Genomic DNA, 19,990 nt, shown 5'->3' on the forward strand with positions numbered 1-19,990 from the left:
TTCTCAGTGCGCCTCCGCCTCCACAGGCTTCGGAATCAAAAACGACGTAGCGAACGCCGCCGCAAGGAGGACGACGCCGGCGATCATGCCCGCCGTATAACCCGCCGCCGAGGTCGGATCGTCCGGCTTGGTCGCCGTCTGGACCGCGTACAGGACGGCGAAGCTGAGGCCCGCGCCCAGGTTGAACGCGCCCGCGTTCAGGCCCGGCAGGAAGCCCGGGTTCTCGCGCGGGGAGAGCACGATGCCGAGGCCGTTGAGGACGATGTTGCCGATGCCCGCGTACGTGATGCCGATGAGGATCGACGACGCGAGCAGCATCGCCCGCGAGTCGCCCTGCAGCGTGACGATCATCAGGCCCACCATCGCGGCGGCCCCGATCAGGCCGATGCGCAGGATCCGCCCGTAGCCGAAGGACGCCGCGAGACGCCCGGCGATCGGGCCCATGGCGAGGCCCGCGAGGGCGTACGGCGTGAGCGTCCACCAGGCCGAGGCCTCGGCGGTCATGCCGAATCCGGCCTCGGCGTCCTGCGCGAAGGCGGGGATCAGGCCGTTCATCACGGCGAACACACCGGTCATGGTGAGCACGGTCGTAAGCAGCAGCGCCCACGTGGAGCGGCGGCGCAGATGCCGGGTGGCGACCAGCGGGTGCGGGCTGCGGTTCTCCGTACGCCAGAACAGCGCGAAGGCGAGCGCGGAGAGCACGAGGAGACCGGTGACGAGCGCCCAGTTGGCGGCCGCCAGCTTGCCCGCCTCGTTGAGCGCGATCAGGGTCGAGCCGACCGACACGACGAGCAGCGCCACTCCGGGCCAGTCCATCCGCGGTACGTCGACGTCGGCGCGCGAGGCCACCGACTCCGGGGTGAGCGTGGCGACGAGGAGCGCGGCGAGGGCGGCGACGACGGCCATCACCCAGAACACCGACTGGAAGCCGAAGTGGTCGGCGAGCCAGCCGCCCGCGATCGAGTCGACGCCCGCGATACCGCCGTTGACGGCCGTGATGACGCCGAGCAGCAGCCCGTACCGCTTCGGGTCGTGGACCTCGCCCCGCAGCATGATCAGGCAGAGCGGCACGGTCGGCCCGGAGATGCCCTGCACGACCCGGCCGGTGAACAGCATCGGCACGTTCGTCGCGAGGGCCGCGATCACACAGCCGACGACCATCAGGGCCATCATCCCGGTGAGCACCTTGCGGCGGCCGATGAGGTCGCCGAGGCGCGGCAGGAACAGCGAGAACAGCGCGGCCGAGGTGAAGAACGCCGTCTGCGTCAGGCCGACTTCGGCGGCGGTCGCGCCCAGCGACTCCTCGACGTTCTTCAGGGCGGGGCTGAGCATGCTCGCGTTCAGCTGGAACGCGAAGCAGGCCGCGAGCAGCGCGGTGACGAGGACGACGATCCGGGTGCCGCGCCCTCCGCCCGTACCCGTAGCCGCGGTTGCCGAGGAGGCGGCGCTCATACGGTCACCTCGCCGATCCGCTCCAGGGCGTCCACGACCAGGTCCCAGAAACGCTGGTGGTCGAGGTCCACGGCGACCTGCGTACGGCAGTCGGCGGGCGCCGGGGCGCGGAAGTCCGTCACGGTCATGCCGAGCGTGAGCGTGCCGGTCAGCTCGATGTCCACGGGCGCCTTGCGGACCGTCATCACCTGCGGGTCGATGACGTACGCGACCGCGCACGGGTCGTGCACCGGCGGGTGGGCGAAGCCCTGCGCCTCCAGGTACATGGCGCCGAAGAAGTCCAGGAGTTCGCCCACGAACGTCGCGGGCCCCGTGCCGACCTTCGCGATCCGCTCGACCACCTCGGGGGTGGCCAGGGCCTGGTGGGTGAGGTCGAGGCCGACCATCGTGACGGGCCAGCGCTCGTTGAAGACGATGTGCGCCGCCTCCGGGTCGATCTTGATGTTGAACTCGGCGACCGGGCTCCAGTTGCCCTCGTGGTAGCCGCCGCCCATCAGGACGACCTCGCGGACCCGCTCGGCGATGCGCGGCTCCTTGCGTACGGCGAGGGCGATGTTGGTGAGTCCGGCGGTCGGTACGAGGGTGATCTCGCCGGGCTCGTGGCTCATCACGGTGTCGATGATGAGGTCGACGGCGTGCCGCTCGTCGAGCTCCAGGACCGGCTCGGGCATGACGGGGCCGTCGATACCGGACTCGCCGTGGATGTCCGGCGCCGTCTCGACCTCGCGCACCAGCGGCCGGGGGCAGCCGGCGGCGAAGGGGACGCCGGTGATGTTCGCGATGCGGGCCACCGAGAGGGCGTTGCGGGTGACCTTCTCCAAGGTCTGGTTGCCGACGACGGTGGTGACGGCGACGAGCTCGACGTCCGGGTTGCCGTGCGCGAGAAGCATGGCGATGGCGTCGTCGTGCCCGGGGTCGCAGTCGAGAATGATCTTTCGGGGCATCGCGGAACCTCTTTGTCCAGCTGAACTGCCGATCGTGGGCAGCGTTGGGAAAACGTTCTCCCGAGAGAATGAGCAGACGTCCGAATTATGTCAATGGCAGTCCAGGGAGGCCTGTCGAGATGATCAGTGAACGGGCACGTCAGAGGAGTCGAAGAGGCGGTGGTCGTTGGGGGCGGCTGCTGATAACGTTTTCCAAAACTCTGGCGGAGTGAGGCGGCCGGGGTGGGCTCGGTCGGCCGATCGGCGGGGCCCGGACACAGGGATGAAGCAGATGAAAAGGCAGGAGTCGGGCGTGACCGATGCAACGCTGCGCGACGTGGCCCGTGCCTCGGGCTGCTCCGTCGCCACCGTCTCCCGCGTCCTGGCCGGCACCCGCCCCGTCGGCGCCGAGACCGCCGAGCGCGTCCGCGCCGCCGCCGAGCAGCTCGGCTACCGCCCCAACCACGCCGCCCGCGCGCTCCGCAGCCGCGCCACCGGCACCGTCGGCCTGGTCCTGCCGCAGATCACCAACCCCTTCTACCCCACCCTCGTCCGCGAGTTGACGCACGCCCTGCACGCCGACGGCCGCGCCGTGCTCCTCGCCGACTGCGACGACGACCCCGAGGCGGAGGCCGAGCGCATCGCCGATCTGCTCGCCCGCCGCGTCGACGCCCTCCTCGTCATCCCGGCCCACGAGCGGCGCAGCCGCGAGGCGGTGGCCGCGGCGGCGGAACGCGTCCCGCTCGTCCTGATGGACCGCGGCTGCGGTACGGGCGTCGCGGACTCGGTCGCCGTCGACAACGCCACCGGCATGGCCCTCGTCCTCGACCACCTCGCCGCGGCCGGCCGCCGCCGCGTCTGCTTCATCGGCGCCGCCGGTACGGCCTCCGCGGCGGCCGAGCGACGCCTCGCGTACGAGTCCGGGGCCGCCGCCCTCGACCCGGGCGCCCCGGACCGGGTGCTCCTCGGCGACTTCTCCGTGGAGTGGGGCCGGGCGGCGGTCGACGAGCTGTGGGAGAGCGGGCCGCGGGACGGCGAGCCCGGGCCCGAGGGCGAACCCGGCCGACGCGCGCCGAGCGGGGGCGGGCTCCCCGACGCGCTGGTGTGCGCCAACGACCTGATCGCCATCGGCGCCCTGCAGCGGTTGCAGCAGCGCGGCGTGGACGTGCCGGGACAGGTCGCGGTCACCGGCTTCGACGACATCCCGATGGCCGCCCTGTCCGCACCCGGCATCACCACGGTCCGCCAGCCGGTGTCCGAACTCGCCGCGGAGGCCGCCCGGTTGCTCAGCCGCCCCCCGAAGGACGGCACCCGCCCGCACCGCACGATACGGCTCGCGCCGGACCTCGTCGTAAGGGAATCCAGCGCGGCGCGGCAGCAGAGTGGGCACAGTGCCAGGAACGAGCAGGACATGACCGCAAGGCCGGAGGAAACGCAGTGATCGCCGTCGTCGGAAGTCTCAACCTGGATCTCATCGCCCCGGTGCCGCACCACCCCGTCCCCGGGGAGACCGTCCTCGGCGGTGACATCGTGCAGCACCCCGGCGGCAAGGGCGCCAACCAGGCCGTGGCCGCGGCCCGGCTCGGCGGCGACGTCGCGTTCGTCGGGCGCGTGGGCGACGACGACGCGGCCGACGTCCTCGTGGGCGCCGCCCGCGCGCAGGGTGTGGACACCAGCCACATCCTGCGGACGGAGAGTGTGCCCACCGGCCGTGCGCTCATCGCCGTGAACCCGGACGGCGAGAACTCCATCATCGTGAGCCCCGGCGCCAACTCCCGCCTGACGGCCGCCGATTGCGAGAAGGCCGCGGGCCCGCTCGCCGCCGCCAAGGTCACCGTCCTCCAGCAGGAGGTGCCGGACACGGCCAACCACGCCGCGGCGCGCCTCGCGGGCGGCCTCGTCCTCTACAACCCGGCCCCCGCGGTCGAGGGCGCCGTACCGCCCTCGAAGGTGGACCTGCTCGTACCGAACCGCACCGAACTCGCCGCGCTCACCGGCACCCCGGAGGCCCGGACCATCGACGAGATCATCGCCGCGGCAAGGAAGTTGACGGGCGCGGGCGCGGTGGTCGTCACCCTCGGCGGCGACGGCGTGCTGCTCCTCGAAGGTACGTCGAGCCTGCACATCCCCGCGTTCCGCGTGACCCCGACCGACACGACCGGAGCGGGCGACTCCTTCTGCGGCGCCCTGGCCGTCGCGCTCGCGGAGGACCGTACGTTGGAGCAGGCGGCACGCTGGGCGTGCGCGGCGGCGGCGATCAGCACGACGCGCACCGGAGCCCAGCCGTCCGCGCCGTCGCGCGACGAGGTGGAGGAGTTCCTCGCGGCCCGGAGCTGAGCCGGGCGGAGCCGAGCCGGGCGGAGCCGCGCCGGGCCCGGTTGAGCCGAGCCGGGCCCGGTTGAGCAGAGCCGGGCCCGGTTGAGCAGAGCCCAGCCGGGCCGAGGCGGCTCCGTGGCGGGTGCAGGATGCAGGATGGACCCCATGGATCTGCGCATCTTCACCGAGCCCCAGCAGGGGGCCACCTACGACACGCTGCTCACCGTCGCGAAGGCCACCGAGGACCTGGGCTTCGACGCCTTCTTCCGGTCCGACCACTATCTGCGGATGGGATCGAGCGACGGCCTGCCCGGCCCGACCGACGCCTGGATCACCCTGGCCGGTCTCGCCCGCGAGACCCGCCGGATCCGGCTCGGCACCCTCATGACGGCCGGTACGTTCCGGCTGCCCGGCGTGCTCGCCATCCAGGTCGCGCAGATCGACCAGATGTCCGGCGGCCGTGTCGAACTGGGCCTGGGCGCGGGCTGGTTCGAGGAGGAGCACACCGCGTACGGCATTCCGTTCCCGAAGGAGAAGTTCGCCCGCCTGGAGGAGCAGCTGGCGATCGTCACGGGCCTGTGGGGCACGAAGGCCGGCGAGACCTTCGACTTCGACGGCAGGCACTACCGCCTCGCCGACTCGCCCGCCCTTCCCAAGCCCGTCCAGCGGAAGATCCCGGTGCTGATCGGCGGCCACGGCGCGACCCGCACACCGCGTCTGGCCGCGCAGTACGCGGACGAGTTCAACATTCCCTTCGCCTCGATCGAGGACAGCGAGCGCCAGTTCGGCCGGGTCCGCGCGGCCGCCGAGGAGTTCGGCCGGGCGCCCGACGCGCTGGTGTACTCCAACGCCCTGGTCGTCTGCGTCGGCAAGGACGAGGCGGAGGTGGCCCGGCGCGCCCAGGCCATCGGCCGCGATGTGACCGAGCTGCGCGCCAACGGCCTGGCCGGTTCGCCCGCCGAGGTCGTCGACAAGCTCGGCCGGTACGCGGAGATCGGCTCGCGCCGCGTGTACCTGCAGATTCTCGACCTGGACGATCTGGAGCACCTGGAGCTGATCTCGTCGCAGGTGCAGTCCCAGCTGTCCTGAACGCGGGACCGGCCGACGGCCTCAAGGGATCCCTGGCTGGTCTCCGGCTGGTCTCTGGCTGGTCTCTGGCTCGTCTCTGGCTGATCCCCGGGTGATCCCCGGGTGATCCCCGGGTGATCCCTCTCGCCCCCGTTCGCCAGGGTGTCGCGCCGTACGAGCCCGGCGGCACACGGGGCGAGGGGGACCGGGCATGCCCGGTGGGCGCAAGGGGACACGTGAACAAGGTGCGCGGCGGCAGTGCCGCGGCCTGGATACACGCGGTGGCGAGCCTCTCTGTCGGGGCGGCGGCGCTCCTGACGCTCGGCGTGAACGGGTTCGACGCCACCACCGAGGGCGTCGTCGCGATCGCCGTGGCCCTGGTCGGCCTGGTCCGCGAGGCGCAGCACGGAGACCGCTCCCGCCGCCGCCACGTCCACCTCGCGGGCCTGCTCCTGGGCCTGGCCGCGGCCTGCGTCGGCCAACTGGCGTCCGGATTGCTCGGGTTGCTCACCCTCTGATCCGCCGTACCTCATCCGTACGATCGCGACTTCTCCATACGATCGCGCCCCGCGCCCCGGGTCCCTAGGATTCGAGTGTGGCTGAGATCTCCGATGAACTGATCAGGCTGGAACGCTTCGCGGAGGAAGAGCGGGCGAAGCTCGCGGGCCTTTCCGGCGAGGCGTACGAGGCACAGCGCGAGCGATGGCGCCGGGCCTCGGCGGACGTGCAGTCCGCGATCGCCCGGCACGCGGAGGCGACGGGCCGGAGCCGGGAAGCCGTCGAGGGGGACGTGCTGAAGGAGGCCCGCCGCGCGGACGAGGACCCGGCGGAGTAACCGGCGGAGCAAACGGCGGAGCAAACGGCGGAGCAAACGGCGGAGCAAACGGCTCAGGTTTCTTCCGTACGTACGGGCAGCAGGAGCGGTCGCTTCGCCGTGCGGCCGTCGCCGGACGAGCGGCCGGTGAGGCGGCGGCGCAGCCAGGGGCCGAGGAAACCGGCGGCCCAGCGCAGTTCGGCGGCGAGGGGTTGCCAGGCACCACCTGGGGCGCCGCCGCGTCCGACGGAGGCCTGGTCCGGCAGGGGGCGCGTCCAGCTGTCGTCGCTGTCCGGCAGGTCGAGGGCGTGCGCGAGGGCGGACGCGATGCGCAGATGGCCGAGCGGGCTCGCGTGCAGCCGGTCGGGGCTCCACAGGCGCGGGTCCATGACCACCGGATGGCGGTGCGTCTCGGCGACGACGACCCCGTGCCGCCGCGCCGCCCGGCGGACCCGGTCGTTGAGTGCGGCGATCCGCGGGCTCAGCGGACGCGCGAGCGGGGTGAGCCGCGCCGGGTCGGGGAACGTCACGGTGGCGACGCGGGCGCCCTGCGCGGTGAGCGCGGCGAACATCGCCTCCAGGTGACCGGCCACGGCATCGGCGTCGAACGACGGCCGCAGCACGTCGTTCACCCCGGCGACCACGGTGGCCAGATCGGGCCGCAGGGCGAGCGCGGGGTCGAGCTGCTCGGCGCGCACCTGCCCGGCGAGCCGGCCGCGCACGGCGAGGTTCGCGTACGTCAACTCCGGGCTGTGGACAGCCAGTTGCTCGGCGAGGCGGTCGGCGAAGCCGCGCAGCCCTGAGGTGTCGTCGCCGTCGCCGAGCCCTTCGGTCTGGCTGTCGCCGAGGGCCACGTAGCGGGCGTACGTCCGGTGCCCTTCGCGGGGGGTGAGGTCCTGGTCAGGCATCGGTGGCCGCCTGTCGGTCGCGCAGGACGGTGATCGCGCGCTCGCACCAGTCGACGTTGCCCCGCTCGAAGGCGAGGCCGCGCAGGCAGGTCAGATACGGGCCGATCGGCCGGCCGTGGCGCAGAAACTCCTCCTCGCCGCGCTCGCCGCGCATGGTCCGCAGGAGGCGCTCGAAGAGGTCGACCTTGTCCTGCGCGAAGCCGATGCGCTCGGTGAGCTGGGCGATCAGGGTGTCGGTGTCGACGCGGTCGGCGGCCTGCACCTTGACCATCAGATCGTCGCGGAGGACGGACGGTTTGGCGGTGGCGGCCGTGAACTTCTCCAGCTCGGCGAGGCCGGTGCCGGTGACGGTGAACATCCGCTTGTTGGGGCGGCCTTCCTGGACCACCTCGCGGCCGGAGATCAGGCCGCCCTGTTCGAGCCGGGCCAGTTCGGCGTAGAGCTGCTGCGGCTTCGCATACCAGAAGTTGGCCACGCCCAGGTCGAAGGCCTTGGCCAGCTGGTACCCGCTCCGCTCCTCGTCGAGCAGCGCGGCGAGAACGGCGTGGCGCAGCGTCATGGGTGGACTCCTCGGTGCCTGTCGGGGCCTGTTCGCGCCTGTCGGTGCGGTCGGTTCCTGCGGTCGGTTCCTGCGGTCTGGTCAGCGACGCACACCCATGATACTCAAGAAACTGACTAGTCAAATTCATGACTATGTGAGGATGGGGAGCGGGCAATGGCAACGACAGACCACACGACGGACCGCACGACCGGCACCACGACCGGCACGACGACCGGCACCACGACAGACCGCTTCCAGGAAGCCGTGGAGAAGGGTGAACTCGGCTCCCTGGACGAGCTGTTCACCGACAACATCCGCCTCTACAGCCCCGTGAAGTTCACGCCCTTCGAGGGCAAGGCGATGGTCCTCGGCCTCTTCGGGGTCCTGCTGCGCACCTTCGAGGAGTTCCGCTACGTGGGCCGGTACGCGGGCACGGCCGAGACCAGCGCGGACGGCCGTGCGTGTCCGTCGACCGTGCTGGTGTTCCGGGCGCGCGTGAACGGCCGGGAGATCCACGGCATCGACCTGCTGCACTTCGACCCCGAGGGGCGGATCAAGGAGTTCACGGTGATGGTGCGGCCGCAGTCCGCCGTGCACGCACTGGGGGAAGCGGTGTTGGCGGGCCTGGTGGCGGACGGCCTGGCCCCGGATCCGGCGGCCGGTCCGTGAGGCGGCTCCGTAAGGCAGGTTCGTGAGGCCGCTCCGTAAGGCAGGTTCGTGAGGCCGGTACGTGAGGCCGGTCCGTACGTCCTGAGTGGCGGGCTGCCCCGCTCCGGAAAAGACTGGACGCCGGACCGCGACCGGACGTCAGGACGTAAGGACCACGACATGGGCTTCCTCAACCGCAAGGATCTCGGCCTGCTCGCCATCCGCCTCGGCACGGGCGGTGTGCTCGTCGCACACGGCACGCAGAAGCTGTTCGGCTGGTTCGGCGGTGGCGGGATCGACGGTACGGCGCAGGGGATGGAGGCGATGGGCTTCCGCCCCGCCCGGCCCAGTGCGGTCGCCGCGGGGCTGGGTGAGGCGGGCGGCGGCGCGCTGCTCGCCCTCGGCGCGGCCACGCCGGCGGCGGGTGCGGCGGCCGCCGGGGCCATGGCGGGCGCGGTCGCGGTGCACAGCCGGGCCGGCTTCTTCGCCATGCAGGGCGGCTACGAGTACCCGGCCTACCTGGGGTTCGTCGCCGCGGGCCTCGGCCTGTCGGGACCCGGCCGCTACTCCCTCGACCACGTCACCCGCCACCGCCTCGACCAGCCCGTCACCCTCGTCCTCGCCTTCGCGGCGAGCGCCGCCGCGGCGGCCGTCGTGGTGGGCCGCAGGGAGCGGGCGCTGGCCGAGCAGAAGGAGACCGAGTAGGCCCGCCGCGCCCCGGGTCGTACGGTGACGGCCATGGGTGAGGACGGGGAGCGGCAGCTCGGCGACGTACAGCGGACGCACTGGCAGCAGACGTACCGCGCGCACCCCGGGATGTACGGCGAAGTGCCCTCCGCCCCGGCGCGGCACGCGATGGCGGTGTTCCGCGCGGCGGGCGCGGAGCGCGTACTGGAACTGGGCGCGGGACACGGCCGCGACAGCCTCGCCTTCGCCCGTGCGGGATTCGCCGTAGGGGCCACGGACTTCAGCCCCGTCGGCCTCGAGCAGCTGCGCGAGGCGGCGGGCGCTGCGGGGCTCGCGGAGCGGGTGACCACGGCCGTGCACGACGTACGCGAGCCGCTGCCGCTGCCGGACGCGTCCGTGGACGCGGTGTTCGCGCACATGCTGCTGTGCATGGCGCTGTCGACGGAGGAGATCCACGCGGCGGTCGCGGAGATCCGCCGCGTGCTGCGGCCGGGCGGCGTTCTCGTCTACACCGTGCGCCACACCGGCGACGCCCACTACGGCACGGGCACAGCCCACGGCGACGACATCTGGGAACACGGCGGCTTCGCCGTCCACTTCTTCCCCCGCACGCTGGTCGACGCCCTGGCCGAGGGCTGGACCCTGACCGAGATCCACCCCTTCGAGGAGGGCGAACTACCGCGCAGGCTGTGGCGGGTCACGCAGTCGGTGGCGGGGTGAGTTCGGGGACCGGCTAGAGGAACACGAGGTCCACGTTCTTGTCGACACAGACCCGCAGGACGAGCGTGAGCCGCTGGATGTGCTCGATGCGGGGCAGGAGCGGCGTACGGGGGGCTGGAGTGAGGTCGGGCCCTGCGTTGTCGGGGTGATCGAGCAGTGGCTCCAGAACGGTGGACACGTCGGTCCAGGTGCCTTGGGGACGGCGACGGTCACCGTAACGAGGAGCAGGAGCAGGAGCAGGAGCGGCCCGATGTCCGGTGTGGGTGGAGGGCGAGGGCAAGTGTCAGTGGTGGCACGTAGGTTGGGGGAGGTCGGCGGTCATGGGACGGGGGCGTCGACGGGGCGATGGGAAACGGGGGAGTGCACGCGATGGCGAAAGCGGTGCGGGCTGCGCTGAATGATGTCCGGTTCACCTGCCGGGTCTGCGAGGGGGGACTCTTCCGGCGGCGTGAGGTGTTGCTGAACGCAGCGGCATGGAGTTCATGAAGATGGCCTGGGCGAACGAGAGCGCCCTGGGCCTGATCTGCTGGAGCTGTGGGTACGTCCACCTGTTCACCGGCGGGGGCATCAAGACGTATCCGGCCGAGGAGTGACCAGGGCGTCACCCCGTACCGATGGGAAAATGCCGCCACAGCAAGAGAAGGGCAGGGCGCGTGGGGCGGGATGAGCGGGCTGTGGTCGCACGGGGTGTGCGGCTGTACGAGGCGGTGCGGGCGCTGGTCGGCGATCACGCGCGGGCCGTCGAAGCGGTGCGGGGCGCGCTGAAGCCGATCCAGGACGCGGAGGTCGCGCGCGAGCTCGGCACCATTCCCGTCGCCCGGCTCCAGGAACTCACCGAGGGTCGGCTGCGCCTCGGCAGCGTCGAGAACGGCGGGTTCCGTACGGTCGGCGAGATCGTCGAAGCCGGCCCGTACCGGCTGCGGCAGCTCCCCGGCGTGGGCCAGCGCACCGTCGACCAGATCTTCGCCGCCACCCGGCGCCTGACCGAGGCGGCGCACGAGACCGTCGCCGTGCACATCGACGTCGACCACCCCGAGCCCCGTACGACCGCACTCGTCACCGCCCTGCACGTGCTGGTCGAGGCGGGGCCTCAGGCGCGGCGTGCCGTCGACACCGCGACCGGGCTCGCCGCCCGCCTCGAACCGCTGCTCACCGACGCGCGGCCCGCCGCCGGACGGTTCCGGATGCTGCTCGCCGGGCTCACCGGGCGCGAGAAGAAGGCCCGCGCCCTCGCCGCGGTCGCCGAGCTGCGGACACTCGTCGACGAGGCCGAACAGGCAGGCGTGCCCGGCATGTTGGCGCAGGCCTCCGTGGACCTGCTGCGCGGCCCCGACTCCGACATCGCCGCCTGGGTGGACTTCGAGCTGCGCTCCGCCGAGTACTACAGCCTGCTCGCCGAGGTCACTGGACGCGTCCCGGACGCCGCCGCCTCCGAGGGGTTCCTGCCGGACGAGATCGCCGAACAGGTCCGGGCACAGGGACTCGACGACACCCACCGGAGGGTCTCGCTCCGCGGCTACCAGGCCTTCGGCGCACGGTTCGCGCTCGCCCGCCGGAAGGTGCTCCTCGGGGACGAGATGGGTCTGGGCAAGACCATCCAGGCCATCGCCGCCCTCGCCCACCTGGCCGCCGAGGGCAGGAGCCACTTCCTGGTCGTCTGCCCCGCCAGCGTCCTCGTCAACTGGACCCGCGAGATCGAGGCGCGCTCCACCTTGCGCCCCACCGTCCTGCACGGCCCGGACCGGCACGAGGCGTTCGACGACTGGAAGGGCCGCGGCGGAGTGGCCGTGACCACCTTCGACGCGCTGCGCGGCTTCCCCGTGCCGGGCGGCGGCGAGGTCGACATGCTCGTCGTCGACGAGGCGCACACCGTGAAGAACCCGAAGGCCCTGCGGTCCCAGTCGGTCGCCCGCTGGACGGAGCGCTGCGAGCGCACGCTCTTCATGTCCGGTACGCCGATGGAGAACCGCCCCGCCGAATTCCGCAACCTGGTCCGGATGCTCGACGGCGGCGTCGCGGACTCCCTCGGCGAGCGGGACGCCCTGGTCGGCTCGGTCGCCTTCCGCAAGGCCGTCGCCCCGGTCTACCTGCGGCGCAACCAGGACGACGTACTGACCGAGCTGCCCAGCCTCCAGCAGACCGACGAGTGGGAGACGCCCAGCGCGGCCGACGAGGACGCGTACCGCGAGGCCGTGATCGACGGCAACTTCATGGCGATGCGCAGAGCCGCCTACGCACGCCCGGAGAAGTCGGCCAAGCTCGGCCGGCTCCGGGAGATCGTCCAGGAGGCCGACGCGAACGGGCAGAAGACGGTGGTCTTCTCGTACTTCAAGGACGTCCTGGCCGTGATCCGCGAGGCGCTCGCCGAGGATGCGGACACCCCGGACGGCGCACCCGTGTTCGGGCCGCTCACCGGGGGCGTGGCGGCCGGACGGCGGCAGCAGATCGTCGACGAGTTCGCCGCCGTCCGGGGCCCGGCGGTGCTCCTCGCGCAGATCCAGGCGGCGGGCGTCGGGCTCAATATGCAGGCCGCGTCCGTCGTCGTGCTCTGCGAACCCCAGATCAAGCCGACCATCGAGCACCAGGCCGTGGCCCGCTCCCACCGCATGGGCCAGGCCCGGCCGGTGCACGTGCACCGCCTCCTCACGACCGGCGGCGTCGACGAGCGGATGGTGCGGATGCTGGCCGACAAGACCCGCCTCTTCGACGCGTACGCCCGCCGCAGCGCCGTCGCGGAGTCCACACCGGACGCGATCGACGTCACGGACGCGGAGCTGGCGCGCCGCATCGTCGAGGAGGAACAGGCCCGCCTCGGCGTCATCCTCAGCAAGCCGGAACCCGTACGGGACTCAGGGAACCTCACCAGACCCGAGCCTGAGCCCGAGCCCGTACCGGACCCGTCTGACGCCGACTGCCCCTAACCAGCGTCCGTCGCCACCTCATAGCAACTCCGCGACACATAGCTGCTGATCTCCTCCTTGCGCAACGCGCACAGGTCCCCCTTCAGCTGCCGTGCCCGCACGACATGCGGGTCGTCGCCCGGTGCCAGGGCGAGGAGGTCGATGACGTGCAGGGCGTCCTGGATCCGGCCCGTGTCGCGGAGGCGGGTCGCTGTGTCGAGGACCGCCTGCCGGTCGGTGATCGCCTCGGCGCGTATGGCGGCGGCGTCGGCCGGGCGCGCGGGGTGCAGGTGGGTGGGGTTGCCGTCCCACCAGCCGGTCTCGGAACGGGCGATGTCCCGCACGATGTACTCGCGGTGGCCGTAGTTCTCCCGCATCCATGGCACGTCGAACAGCTCGGCGGGGTAGTCGAGGTCGTGCACGATGTCGTCGACGCCCCTGCCCTGGTTGAGCCGTTCGACGACCGCCTGCCGCAGCCAGCGCAACGCGGCCGCGGTCGCGGTCAGTTGACCGGCCGCGCCCTCCCGGATCACCGGCCCGAACTCCGGGATCACGAGCGCCGGGCGGAGCGCGGCCAGCCGGTCCAGGGTGTCGGCCCAGCGGACCGGGTCGCGCAGGGTGCGCATCGGCGTACCGATGTTGGGGATGCCGCTGATCACGGCGGCGCTCGCGTACAGGATCCGCTCCCGCGGCAGCCACACCGCCGTCACGTCGTCCGTCTCGGAGGGCGCCCACAGCAGCCGGACGGTGCGGCCCGTGGAGCCCAGGGTGAGGGACTCGGTGTACGTCTGGTCGGGGAAGGTCAGCGGCGGAGTCCTCGGGAAGTCCGCGCGGGGGCGGCGGAACTGGCGGGCGTTGATGTGGTTCTGCAGGCCCGCCGTCTCCAGGTAGCGGCGGTATCGGTGGACGACGTTGGCGTGCGCGATCACCGTCGGCCTGGGTTCGCCCCGCTCGGCGGCGGCGTCGAGGAAGCCGGGCACGCCGTAGTTGTAGCCGAGGTGGCCGTGGCTGTAGACGATCCAGCGGACGCTCTTCCCGGTCTGCTCCCGGAGCTGGTCGAGCACGGGGCGGACCAGGTGCGGGGACGGGCCGGAGTCGACGATCAGCAGGCCCTCGTCGGTCTCCACGGCCAGGCTGTTGCCCTGCAGCCCGACGGTGTGGACACCGGGTGCGACGGACTCCAGGGCCCGGGAGCCGAGCAGCGGACTGGACTCGACGTTGGTGGCCAGCATGGACGAACCTCCTTGAGTAAAAGGTGAGTTGAGGAAGAAGCCTTGACTACTGGCGGTGTACGGGCGGCAGCACGTACTCCCCGCGGAGCATCTCGGCGCGCGGCTCGTAGAAGCGCAGCGTCAGCTCGAAGGGTCCTGGCGGCACGGGCAGCCAGTTGGCGGTGCCCTCGGCGGGCGCTTCGTGCTGGACGTACAGGTCGAGCGAGCCGTCCGGCCCGTACCGCAGGCCGGGCGTGCGGTCGCCGAGCGCGTACCGGTCGAGCTTGTTGTCGACCAGGAAGTTCTCCTCGTCGTAGGCGGTCAGGGACCAGAAGGCCGAGACGGGCGGGAGGCGGTCGGCGGGGAAGTGCAGGCGGTAGGTGTGCTCGCCGGTGAGCGGGCGGGCGGCGGCGTCGCGCCGGGTCGTGGCGTAGACGGCCTCTTCGGCGGTGAGGGCGCCGAGGCCGTGCCGGGCGACGATCGCGCGCAGCAGATGGTTCTGCCCGTAGGCACCGATGTCCAGGTCGTACGACCAGCCGGTCCCGGTCCGGTCGGCCTGCTCCCTGCCCCGCACGGAATCCCTGCTCCGCACGGAATCCCTGCCCCGCACGGAATCCCTGGCCTCCAGGAGCGCCGCGCCGAACGTCACGGCCTGCTCCAGGGCGAGTCGGGTCACGCCGTCGGGGGCGTCCTGTGCGGGGCGGAGCCCGGGGCCGATGCCCACGCCGGCGAAGCGCTTCAGGAGGGCGGAGTCGGAGGCGGGCGGCGGGTCGGCCTCCAGGGCGCGGCCCAACTCGTCGAAGAACGCGATGCCGGCGGTCCCGATGGTGTGCGGGGACGGGACCGGGCCCGTCGACCACGCGGCCGTCTCGTCGACGCGGTCCTCGGGGCGGAGCGGAGTGAGCCGGTACTGCCGCATGACCTTGCTCGCGGCCGATACGTCCTCCTCACCGTCGACGAGGGTGCGCCCGATCAGCCACACGGTGTCGGTCGGCGACCGCAGCACGGCCGCCCCGTCCGGGCCCTCGTCGTTCGAGCCGTTCGAGCCGGGCCCGACGATCAGGTGCCGCCCCGCCTGCGTGCCCGTTGTCCGACTGCCCACGTACGCCCAGGTGTTGGTGTACGCGTCCAGGAACTGGAAGCTGTAGTAGCGGCCGTCGACGTCCGGGACCTCCAGGAGCAGCGGTCCGCGCGCCAGGTCGAGCCAGGCGATGGAGTACAGCGTGTCGTTGTTCGGCTTGACGATCTCGCGGTCGCGCGGTGCGGCGAGCCGGGCGCGGTGCCTGAGCGTGTTGACGGGGGCGCTGCCCCGGTGGTCGCGGTGCGTGAGCAGCCTGCGGGTGCGGTCCATGAGGACCAGCGGGTAGCCCCATAGGTACGCCTCGACGGCGGTCGTGAAGGTGTCCGTGGCGCGCTGGGCGATCCTGGGCGTGTCGTCAGACATGGGTGTCCCTCGGTTCGTCGCGTCGGTGACTGTGAACTTCCGTGCAAAGCGCGGGAGTTGGCGGTCAGGAGTGTTCGGGTGTGTCGTCCGCCGACAGCACGAGCAGCGAGTCGACGGCCACCAGAGAGCCGTCGGGGCGGACGAGCAGCGGATTGATGTCGAGCTCGGCCAGGCTCGGCGCCTGCTCGACCAACTCGGCGATCAGGAAGAGGACTTGGGTCACGACAGGTCCGTGCAGCGCCGGGTGGCGGGCGGCGACGGAATCGGCGACACGCTCCACCGCCCCCGGCGCGGCGGGCAGTCGCACGACATGCCGGTCCGCGCCCGCCTCCTCCGCCCGCGCGCCGCCGGGACCGACGACGAGGGCGGGCCCGTACTGCGGATCCCGCACGGCGCCGATGGACAGCTCCCCGGCCTGGGCGAGCCGCGGCTGTACGACGACCTGTGCGTCCCGCAGCCCCAAGTCCTCTGCGCGGGCCAGCAGTTCGGAGGCGATACAGGAGACGTCGGCGGCCGGAACCCCCAGTCGTACGAGGCCGAGTCGGGCGCGGTGCGGCGCGTCGGGGGAGTCGAGCTTGACGACGTACGACCCGTCGGGCGTGTCGCCTCCGGGCCCGCGTGCCGCCGCGTCCACGTCCACACACTCCACGTACGGCACGCCGAGTTCCCGCAGTAGCGGCCCGGCGGATGCCTCCGTCACCACGCCGGGTGGGCCGGGCAGGAGGGCCACGACCCGCGCCGCCGCGGCCTTGGCGTCCGACGAGGCGCCCTCGTCGGCGAGTTCGGGCTCCGGCTCCCGTACGACAGCGGGCAGCGCGCGCATCAGGCTCGCGATCGTGGGATGCACCACCCCCGGCGGCGCGCCGCTCAGCGCACCCTCGGGCGGACACGCCCAGACCAGCCAGCCCGGAGTAGTCAACTCGCCTATAGAATGCGCTAGTTCACGGTAGATCTCGACGAACTGATCGCCGAAGGTGAAGCAGCAGACGACGCCGTCGATCGCCGGGTCCCGGTCCAACGCCGCGAGCAGCGCGCCGAACGACTCGGCGCCGCGGTAGAACTGCCCGCCCAGGTCGATCGGATTGTCCAGGGCCGCCACGCCCGGCAGGTCGAGCGCGGCCACGGTGGCTCGCGTGTCCGGCGCCAGCTCGGGCACGCGCGCGCCGAGAGCCGTCAGCCGGTCGGCGATCACCGCGCCCGCGCCGCCGGACATGGAGAGCACCGCGAACCGCGGCTCGGGTGGCAGTGACACCGGCCGTTGCAGCGCGGTCACCAGGTCGGCGAACGATTCGTCGTCCTCGGCCGTCACGATGCCCGCGTCCCGGCACAGCGCCCCGAACAGCAGCGGATCGCCCGCCACCGCCGCCGTGTGCGACAGCGTGGCCCGGCCGCCCGCCTCGCTCGCCCCGGCCTTCAGGACCACGACCCGCTTGTCCAACTCCCGTGCCCGCATGCCCAGTCGGGCGAGCGCCTCCGGGTTCCGGATCTGCTCCACGTACAAGCCCAGGACCTGCACATCGGGCCGTTCGAGCAGATAGGAGCCGACGTCCGTGAGCGGCAGGCACGCCTCGTTGCCGACGCTCGCGTAGTACGAGTACGACGTGCCCTGCTGGTCGAGGAGCGCGGCGAGGACAAAGCCCATCGCGCCGCTCTGCGTGACGATCGCCACCGGTCCCGGCGCGGGCGCGGCGCGTTCCACGTAGGCGCTCGCGGTGACGACGGTCGCGGCGGGCCGACTGACGAGGCCGAGGCAGTTGGGGCCGAGGACGGGCATGTCGCCCGCGGCGGCGGCAAGGCGGGCCTGCCGCTCCCCGCCCTCCTCGCCGGCCTCGGCGAACCCGGCCGAGAACAGCACGACCGCGCCCACCCCGGCGCGCCGCGCCCGGTCCACCACGTCGACGGCGGCCTCGGCGGGTACGGCGACGACGAGCAGGTCGAGCAGCCGTCCGTCGGTCAACAGGTCGTCAAGGGACGGGAGTTCGGGGTCGTGCTCGCGCGGCTCGACGGCGTACACCTCGCCCCCGTAGCCGCCGGAACGGAGCAGGTCCACGACACGCCGGCCCCAGGTGCCCGGGCGGGGGGACACGCCGATCACGCCGATCCTGCGCGGGAAGAACAGTGCGTCAAGCGGGTCGGACATCACGTACCTCCAGGTCGAAGGGGTGCGGAGGGTCAGGTGGTGAGGCCGAAGCGGCGGGCCTCGCGCTCCGGGTTGACGAGCAGGCCGCCGATCAGACCGCCGACGATCATCAGCGCCGCGCACACCCCGAACGCCTCCTGGAACCCGGCGCTCGCGGAGCCCGAAGCGTCGATGATCCGGCCGGTGACGGCGGGCGCGGCGACTCCCGCGAGCGTTACCAGGGCGGTCTTGGTGGCCATGACCGAACCGCGGCGGCGTACGGGCAGCATCTGTGCGCCGACCAGGAAGTTGAGCGGGAACACCGCACTGGGCAGGCCGAACGCCAGCGTGAGGAGCAGCACCGCGAGACCGCCGCTCGTGTGGGGAAGGGCCAGCATGCAGAGCCCCGCCGCGACGACCACGGCGCCGCCCGTGACACCTCGTGCCAGCCGCCCGCTCACGCCACGCCGCATCCAGCGCCCGGACAGCCACGGCACGCCGAGCATCATCATCGCGCTGACGACATGCGGCACCACCACGAGGTTCCCGGCCTCGGCCGCGCTGTACCCGAGCGAACCCTCCAGGTACGAGGGGAGCCAGGCCACGGCGAGCGCAAGCGCCCAGTACGCGCCGATTCCTCCGGCGAGCGTGCCGAACCAAGTGGGGTTGAGGAACAGCCGGCGGTACGAGACGTGCGGTTCGGTACGCGCCTCGCCCGGGGCCGTGCCCCGCCCTGCGTCGTACGTGTCCAAGGGGCCCTCGCGGCCGATGAAAGCCCACGCCACGACCCAGACGAAGCCGGTGAGGGCCAGGACCACGAAGGCCGAGCGCCAGCCGTGGTTCGTGATGAAGTACACCAACGTCGGTGCGGCGACGGCGAGTCCGAGCGCGCCGCCCATCTGGGTCAGCGCGGTCGGCACCGAGCGTGAGTGCTCCGGGAACCACTTCTGTACCGCGTGCACCGCCATCGGCGCTGTCGGACCCTCGGCGGCGCCGAGCGCGATCCGGCTGGCGTACAGCGCGGGCACGCTCGCGGCGAGCAGTACGGGCAGCGCGGTCAGCGACCAGAGGACGGCGAGCGCCGCCAGGATCCAGGTCGTACGCACTCGGTCGGAGATGAAGCCGACGATCACCGCGGACAGGCTGAACAGCAGATAGAAACTGCTGGCGATCGCGCCGTACTGGCCGGCGGTGAGGTCGAACTCCTTCATGATCGGGGCGGCGGCGAGTCCGAGCACCGCCTTGTCCGCGAAGTTGATCACCATCAGTGCGACCACCATCGCGGTGACCGCCCAGGCTCGTGCGGTGCGCGGAGGGGTGGTGCGGGTGTCGCGCGCGTCGGTCGGACCGACGACCTGTGGAGCCGCCATTGCCTCTCGCCTCCTCGAAGGGGAAGGGGGCCGCACATACCAGGCGGTATGTGCGGCGCCTTCGATGAAAGCCGCTGCTTTAGCGTTCCGTCAACGGGTGTGACGGTGGGTTCTTAGCGAAGTGCTAAACGCGAAGAGGGAGCAGGCGGGCGGGAATCCTGGCTCTGACGTGCGAAGGAGGGGGTGAGTCAGTGCTTGCCCGGGTCGGCCTCGGACTTGGCCTCCGGTCCGTCCACCGCCTCCGCGAGCCGCTCGGCCAGCGCGGCCACCCGCTCGTCGAGTTCGCGTACGCCGACGCCGAACTCCTTGGCCAGACGTGAGCGGGACAGGACGTACCCGAGTGTGAGGGACTGCAGTGTGGCGTGCAGGGCGACCAGGTCCACGTCGGTGTCGATCAGGCCGGACTCCTGGTCCGTGCGCAACAGCTCCTGGGTGCGCGGCTGGTCGGGCATCAGCCGCACCTCCTTGTCCTGGTCGAGCAGGAGCAGGACCGCGAGGCGCATGGCCGAGGCGTACCGGATGCTGCCCTTGAGGACGTGCCGGGCCCGGTCCCCGAACCGCGCCGGGTGGTCCTGGATCCGGATGGCGAGGATGCGTTCGCGGACGTTGCGGCGCAGCGCGGACCGCAGGAGTTCACGGCGCGAGCCGAAGTAGTGGTAGACGAGGCCGCGGTTGACGCCCGCGTGGTCGGCGACCTCGCGCAGGTTCAACCCGCCGAGGACGCCGTCCCGTTCGAGCAGTTCGATGGCGGCGCGCTCGATCGTCTGCGCAGTGAGCTCGCTGTCCATCGACGGACCGGGGGCCGCCCCGTTCTTGCCCACACCCTCACCCACCCACGCCTCGGCAACTCGTCGCCCCATCGTAGGTTC

General features: G+C 72.2%; 19 protein-coding genes. 9 read left to right on the top strand and 10 right to left on the bottom strand.

Features of this window, described 5'->3' with window-relative positions:
• Positions 1-3: 3 nt before the first annotated feature.
• Positions 4-1,452: an MFS transporter gene (locus RCO28_RS13905; protein ID WP_308941381.1), complete on the bottom strand. Its 1,449-nt coding sequence runs from the start codon at positions 1,450-1,452 to the stop codon at positions 4-6.
• A complete protein-coding gene (locus RCO28_RS13910; RefSeq protein WP_308941382.1) occupies positions 1,449-2,396 on the bottom strand; it encodes a nucleoside hydrolase in 948 nt (315 codons plus the stop codon). The genes RCO28_RS13905 and RCO28_RS13910 overlap by 4 nt, the downstream gene beginning before the upstream one ends.
• A gap of 292 nt (positions 2,397-2,688) precedes the next feature.
• On the opposite strand from RCO28_RS13910, the gene RCO28_RS13915 reads away from it, so the two are divergent.
• From RCO28_RS13915 to RCO28_RS13935, 5 genes are all read left to right on the top strand, one after another.
• Complete coding sequence (locus RCO28_RS13915; RefSeq protein WP_308941383.1) at positions 2,689-3,816, top strand: LacI family DNA-binding transcriptional regulator; 1,128 nt, start codon at positions 2,689-2,691, stop codon at positions 3,814-3,816.
• Complete coding sequence (gene rbsK / locus RCO28_RS13920) at positions 3,813-4,712, top strand: ribokinase (protein WP_308941384.1); 900 nt, start codon at positions 3,813-3,815, stop codon at positions 4,710-4,712. The genes RCO28_RS13915 and rbsK overlap by 4 nt, the downstream gene beginning before the upstream one ends.
• A gap of 144 nt (positions 4,713-4,856) precedes the next feature.
• Positions 4,857-5,780 (top strand): LLM class F420-dependent oxidoreductase, encoded by a 924-nt coding sequence (locus RCO28_RS13925; protein WP_308941385.1) that lies wholly within the window; start codon positions 4,857-4,859, stop codon positions 5,778-5,780.
• Between the two features lie 215 nt (positions 5,781-5,995).
• Entirely contained in the window at positions 5,996-6,277 is a 282-nt protein-coding gene (locus RCO28_RS13930; RefSeq protein ID WP_308941386.1) for a hypothetical protein, read from the top strand.
• Between the two features lie 77 nt (positions 6,278-6,354).
• A complete protein-coding gene (locus RCO28_RS13935) occupies positions 6,355-6,594 on the top strand; it encodes a hypothetical protein (protein WP_308941387.1) in 240 nt (79 codons plus the stop codon).
• A 53-nt stretch (positions 6,595-6,647) separates the two neighbouring features.
• Here the strand turns inward: RCO28_RS13935 and RCO28_RS13940 are convergent, their stop codons facing one another.
• Together RCO28_RS13940 and RCO28_RS13945 are read right to left on the bottom strand one after the other, a co-directional pair.
• On the bottom strand, positions 6,648-7,481 hold the full coding sequence (locus tag RCO28_RS13940; RefSeq protein WP_308941388.1) for an SGNH/GDSL hydrolase family protein: 834 nt from the start codon (positions 7,479-7,481) through the stop codon (positions 6,648-6,650).
• Entirely contained in the window at positions 7,474-8,040 is a 567-nt protein-coding gene (locus RCO28_RS13945; protein ID WP_308941389.1) for a PadR family transcriptional regulator, read from the bottom strand. Before RCO28_RS13945 ends, RCO28_RS13940 begins: the two co-directional genes overlap by 8 nt.
• A gap of 156 nt (positions 8,041-8,196) precedes the next feature.
• Here RCO28_RS13945 and RCO28_RS13950 point away from each other — a divergent pair, with 156 nt between their 5' ends.
• The 3 genes from RCO28_RS13950 to RCO28_RS13960 all read left to right on the top strand — a co-directional run bounded on the left by RCO28_RS13950 (position 8,197) and on the right by RCO28_RS13960 (position 10,077).
• Positions 8,197-8,691 carry a nuclear transport factor 2 family protein gene (locus tag RCO28_RS13950; protein ID WP_308941390.1) on the top strand — a complete coding sequence of 165 codons (495 nt, stop codon included), beginning with the start codon at positions 8,197-8,199 and terminating at the stop codon, positions 8,689-8,691.
• Between the two features lie 159 nt (positions 8,692-8,850).
• Positions 8,851-9,375, top strand: a complete 525-nt coding sequence (locus RCO28_RS13955) for a DoxX family membrane protein (protein ID WP_308941574.1) — start codon at positions 8,851-8,853, stop codon at positions 9,373-9,375.
• A 33-nt stretch (positions 9,376-9,408) separates the two neighbouring features.
• Entirely contained in the window at positions 9,409-10,077 is a 669-nt protein-coding gene (locus RCO28_RS13960) for a class I SAM-dependent methyltransferase (RefSeq protein WP_308941391.1), read from the top strand.
• A gap of 13 nt (positions 10,078-10,090) precedes the next feature.
• Here RCO28_RS13960 and RCO28_RS13965 read toward each other — a convergent pair whose 3' ends face one another.
• Positions 10,091-10,255: a hypothetical protein gene (locus RCO28_RS13965; RefSeq protein WP_308941392.1), complete on the bottom strand. Its 165-nt coding sequence runs from the start codon at positions 10,253-10,255 to the stop codon at positions 10,091-10,093.
• A gap of 475 nt (positions 10,256-10,730) precedes the next feature.
• Between RCO28_RS13965 and RCO28_RS13970 the strand changes: the two genes are divergently transcribed.
• On the top strand, positions 10,731-12,998 hold the full coding sequence (locus tag RCO28_RS13970; protein ID WP_374991157.1) for a DEAD/DEAH box helicase: 2,268 nt from the start codon (positions 10,731-10,733) through the stop codon (positions 12,996-12,998).
• On the opposite strand, the gene RCO28_RS13975 is transcribed toward RCO28_RS13970, so the two are convergent.
• The 5 genes from RCO28_RS13975 to RCO28_RS13995 form a co-directional block, all read right to left on the bottom strand.
• The gene (locus RCO28_RS13975) at positions 12,995-14,209 is read right to left on the bottom strand and encodes an alkyl sulfatase dimerization domain-containing protein (protein ID WP_308941394.1); all 1,215 of its coding nucleotides are present in this window, start codon (positions 14,207-14,209) and stop codon (positions 12,995-12,997) included. The genes RCO28_RS13970 and RCO28_RS13975 overlap by 4 nt on opposite strands.
• Before the next feature lie 46 nt (positions 14,210-14,255).
• Positions 14,256-15,632, bottom strand: coding sequence for a DUF1254 domain-containing protein (locus RCO28_RS13980; RefSeq protein WP_308941395.1), 1,377 nt, complete (start codon positions 15,630-15,632; stop codon positions 14,256-14,258).
• A gap of 64 nt (positions 15,633-15,696) precedes the next feature.
• Positions 15,697-17,772: an acetate--CoA ligase family protein gene (locus RCO28_RS13985; RefSeq protein WP_308941396.1), complete on the bottom strand. Its 2,076-nt coding sequence runs from the start codon at positions 17,770-17,772 to the stop codon at positions 15,697-15,699.
• 32 nt (positions 17,773-17,804) lie between these two features.
• Entirely contained in the window at positions 17,805-19,121 is a 1,317-nt protein-coding gene (locus RCO28_RS13990; RefSeq protein WP_308941397.1) for an MFS transporter, read from the bottom strand.
• 188 nt (positions 19,122-19,309) lie between these two features.
• The gene (locus RCO28_RS13995) at positions 19,310-19,981 is read right to left on the bottom strand and encodes a helix-turn-helix domain-containing protein (protein ID WP_308941398.1); all 672 of its coding nucleotides are present in this window, start codon (positions 19,979-19,981) and stop codon (positions 19,310-19,312) included.
• Positions 19,982-19,990: the final 9 nt, after the last annotated feature.

The organism is Streptomyces sp. LHD-70 (assembly GCF_031157275.1).
In the GTDB taxonomy this organism is placed as follows: domain Bacteria; phylum Actinomycetota; class Actinomycetes; order Streptomycetales; family Streptomycetaceae; genus Streptomyces.